At 44.4% G+C, this 3,149-nt stretch carries 4 protein-coding genes and 1 pseudogene; 2 read left to right on the top strand and 3 right to left on the bottom strand.

Annotated elements, in window-relative coordinates:
• Nucleotides 1–72 precede the first annotated feature (72 nt).
• Nucleotides 73–1,044, top strand: a complete 972-nt coding sequence (cmoB, locus tag B3O33_RS13555) for a tRNA 5-methoxyuridine(34)/uridine 5-oxyacetic acid(34) synthase CmoB (protein WP_292363821.1) — start codon at nt 73–75, stop codon at nt 1,042–1,044.
• A gap of 47 nt (nt 1,045–1,091) precedes the next feature.
• On the opposite strand, the gene B3O33_RS13550 is transcribed toward cmoB, so the two are convergent.
• Entirely contained in the window at nt 1,092–1,433 is a 342-nt protein-coding gene (locus B3O33_RS13550) for a hypothetical protein (protein ID WP_292359834.1), read from the bottom strand.
• Between the two features lie 286 nt (nt 1,434–1,719).
• On the bottom strand, nt 1,720–1,911 hold the full coding sequence (locus B3O33_RS13545) for a CPXCG motif-containing cysteine-rich protein (protein WP_292359832.1): 192 nt from the start codon (nt 1,909–1,911) through the stop codon (nt 1,720–1,722).
• 114 nt (nt 1,912–2,025) lie between these two features.
• Here B3O33_RS13545 and B3O33_RS13540 point away from each other — a divergent pair, with 114 nt between their 5' ends.
• Nucleotides 2,026–2,958 (top strand): ZIP family metal transporter, encoded by a 933-nt coding sequence (locus B3O33_RS13540; RefSeq protein WP_292359831.1) that lies wholly within the window; start codon nt 2,026–2,028, stop codon nt 2,956–2,958.
• Here B3O33_RS13540 and B3O33_RS13535 read toward each other — a convergent pair.
• Nucleotides 2,947–3,149: pseudogene (locus B3O33_RS13535) on the bottom strand (N-acetyltransferase); the annotation flags it as partial. The gene B3O33_RS13540 and the pseudogene B3O33_RS13535 overlap by 12 nt on opposite strands.

Below are 3,149 nucleotides of genomic sequence, written 5' to 3'. Positions count from 1 at the left end.
CAGCCAGGCGGGTTTTTCCAGCAGTGAATGCTGGTTTCAATGTTTTAATTTTGCCTCTTTGATAGCGTTTAAATGACCGTATATGAACCGTTTTATCGTTGGCTTGACTCCGTTGGACAAGCTGACTGGGCCAAACAATTGGCCAAATTTACTGACCAGCGACTGGCTGATGATTTTCATGGCAAGATGCCGTTATGGCAAAAAGCGTTGGCTGACTTACCCTTCATAAAGCCTTCCGCTATAGAACTTCAACAACAGGTGGCTATTGGCTCAAAAGAAGATTTGGCGGCTTATGACTCAGCTTCATTTATTGAGCTGATCAAAACTTTTCATCCCTGGCGCAAAGGCCCGTACCAATTATTTGATATACACATTGATACGGAGTGGCGATCGGATTGGAAATGGGAGCGCGTATTGCCGCATCTTAGTTCATTGCAAGGTCGTAAGGTACTTGATGTCGGTGGCGGCAATGGGTATCACGGCTGGCGCACTTTGGGTGAGGGTGCCAGCATGGTGATGGGCATAGATCCGACACTGGTTTTCAGTATGCAGTATCAACTGATGCAACACTTTATTCAAAGTGACAGACATTTTGTCTTGCCGATTGGAATTGAACATATGCCGGAAAAACTGCACCTGTTTGATACGGTGTTTTCGATGGGCGTTTTATATCATCGCCGTTCACCGCTAAATCATTTACTGGAGTTACGCCATTGTCTTCGCCCGGGGGGGGAGCTGGTGCTGGAAACGTTGATCATTGACGGGGAAGAAGGCATGAGTCTGATGCCAGAAGAGCGTTACGCGAAAATGCGTAATGTCTGGTTTATCCCCTCGGTGCCGACCATGCTGATATGGTTGCAGAAATGCGGCTATAAAAACATACGCTGTGTAGATGAAAATCAAACAAGTCTGGAAGAGCAGCGTGCAACAGAATGGATGACCTTTGAATCATTGCAGGATTTTCTGGATCCTAACGATATCAATAAAACAATTGAAGGTTATCCAGCACCGAAGCGGGCCATATTTATCGCTGATGCGCCCTAGGGCGTGTTTATCTACTGCTGGTGGCTATTAATAAGGCTAAACAGGTTCTAAAAAGCCATTGAGGTAGGGGAAACTGAAATCCATTTACCACTTCGATGCTGACAGGCATCCAGCGATTTTTCCTGTATATCGTCGCCATTTTTAATTTTCAACTGATAGGCCAGACAAGGGTAATGACCGTAAGAATAACTGCGTAAAAGCTGGATTTGATAGTGAATTCCGGTGTGATGATTAATCCAGCCATGTTCGGACTCGAAATCATTTGACGAGAGGATTTCCTGGGTTCTGTCCAGATCAATAGTCGTCATCGCAGTATCAGTTTCAATACCGGCCTCGACACCCGCTAAAAGATCGAGTGATGCATAAGCTTGTGGTATTAACAGCGCCATTAGAAGGGCCGGATATAAAGTATTGTGCCAAATACGATTCAATGTGCATTCCCATAATTGGTTTAAGTCCATTAGAAACCGAAATATACCATCCTTCAATAAGTAAACTATCCTTGTTTAAGCAGGATATTTTTCCTTTAAATCCATATGCTTATTTTTTTCCGATGTTTGACCACCCAAAAAACATTACTTAGCAATCCCTAATCTTGCAACCTGGTCATATAGTTGAGGCTTCAGAAATGAGACATTTCATTTACACAATTAGCTCCAGTAAAACGCTTTAATCTCACGCATTTTCATCAACAGCATCAACATGAAATGAACCGTCATCGTTCACATAAACCGAAAACTGTATTGGCCGGCAGCAGACAAAACAATCTTCAATATATTCCTGAAAATTCACACTGGCATCGAGTAAAACTTCAATAATTTCACCACAGTAAGGACACATAACAGATTGTTCCTGTAAAGCTTGCATCGTCATACTCCAAAATTGTTTATTATCGTTATGAATATATGGGGATGGATTAGTTCAATATCTTAAAGGTATTGAGTGTGATAAACCTATGGCCAGTCTTTTTGGAAAATCCGGATGCAACAGGCAATAAAGCAAACTTTTTCTGCACTTCTTATCAGTTGGCGTGAACAATTCAATAGTCGTCCCATTATGTCAGCGTTCATCCTGTTAACGCTAATGGCGATTGTCGGCATGCTGCTCATGAATTTTCTGAGCACACATACCAGTGTTGATCCGCTTTTCCTGAAATGGGCATTGATTGGCGGTGGTGTGGGAGCGCTTTCAACGGCAATGGGAGCCGCACCCGGATTAATTGTTAAAAAACTTCCCACGGTAACGGAAGATACGATGTTGGGCATGGCTGCCGGCATGATGCTGGGAGCAAGCTTTTTCTCACTTATTCTGCCTGGTATAGACGTTGGAACTGCATTAACCGGCCATGCTCTCAGCGGTGTGGTTATTGTTATTGTGGGTATGATGGGGGGCGTGTTGTTGATGTTAGGGCTGGACTATTATTTGCCGCATGAACATCAGCACTCCGGTCCATGTGGAGCGGGACATCAACAAGTGGGACGGGTAAGCCTGTTTGTTTTGGCTATTGCGCTGCATAACTTTCCTGAAGGCATGGCAATTGGTGTCGGGTATACAGATGGAAATCTGGCTGTCGGGATTCCACTGACAGCTGCAATCGCGTTGCAGAATATTCCTGAAGGACTGGCCGTTGTATTAGCGCTGAGACGTATCAATATTTCAGCTGGCAAAGCCGTAACAATTGCTGCCGCAACTGGATTGGTAGAGCCGGTGGGAGCAGTGATGGGGATTTTTCTATCAAGTGGTTTGCCAGTTTCTTACCCTCTGGGATTAGGTATTGCAGCCGGAGCGATGATATTTGTTGTTTCTCATGAAGTCATACCGGAAACGCATCGTAATGGTCATCAGACCAAGGCCACAATGGGGCTGATGGGGGGATTGTTTGCCATCATGTTATTAGATACGTTATTGGGTTAAATCACCATACTCAAACAGATACCGACGATCACCGAGACCAATACCTTCGGCAATCTGTTTAAAACCTGATTGCCGATAAAATTTCAGCAGCTCGGGGTAATGTGCTACTGCATCTAACTGCAGTGTTCGCCCTTCAGTCAGTTCGAGACAGTACTGCAGCAAAAATCGTCCGTAACCAGATTGTTGATGCT

The sequence above is a fragment of the Methylophaga sp. UBA1464 genome (assembly GCF_002325665.1).
Lineage (GTDB): Bacteria > Pseudomonadota > Gammaproteobacteria > Nitrosococcales > Methylophagaceae > Methylophaga.
This window is presented reverse-complemented; position numbering and strand designations above follow the sequence as displayed.

Excerpts from the sequence above, each read along its gene's own strand:
- B3O33_RS13540 (WP_292359831.1), top strand. The coding sequence starts at position 2,026 with ATGCAACAGGCAATAAAGCAAACTTTTTCTGCACTTCTTATCAGTTGG.
- B3O33_RS13545 (WP_292359832.1), bottom strand. The coding sequence starts at position 1,911 with ATGCAAGCTTTACAGGAACAATCTGTTATGTGTCCTTACTGTGGTGAA.
- B3O33_RS13550 (WP_292359834.1), bottom strand. The coding sequence starts at position 1,433 with ATGGCGCTGTTAATACCACAAGCTTATGCATCACTCGATCTTTTAGCG.
- cmoB (WP_292363821.1), top strand. The coding sequence starts at position 73 with ATGACCGTATATGAACCGTTTTATCGTTGGCTTGACTCCGTTGGACAA.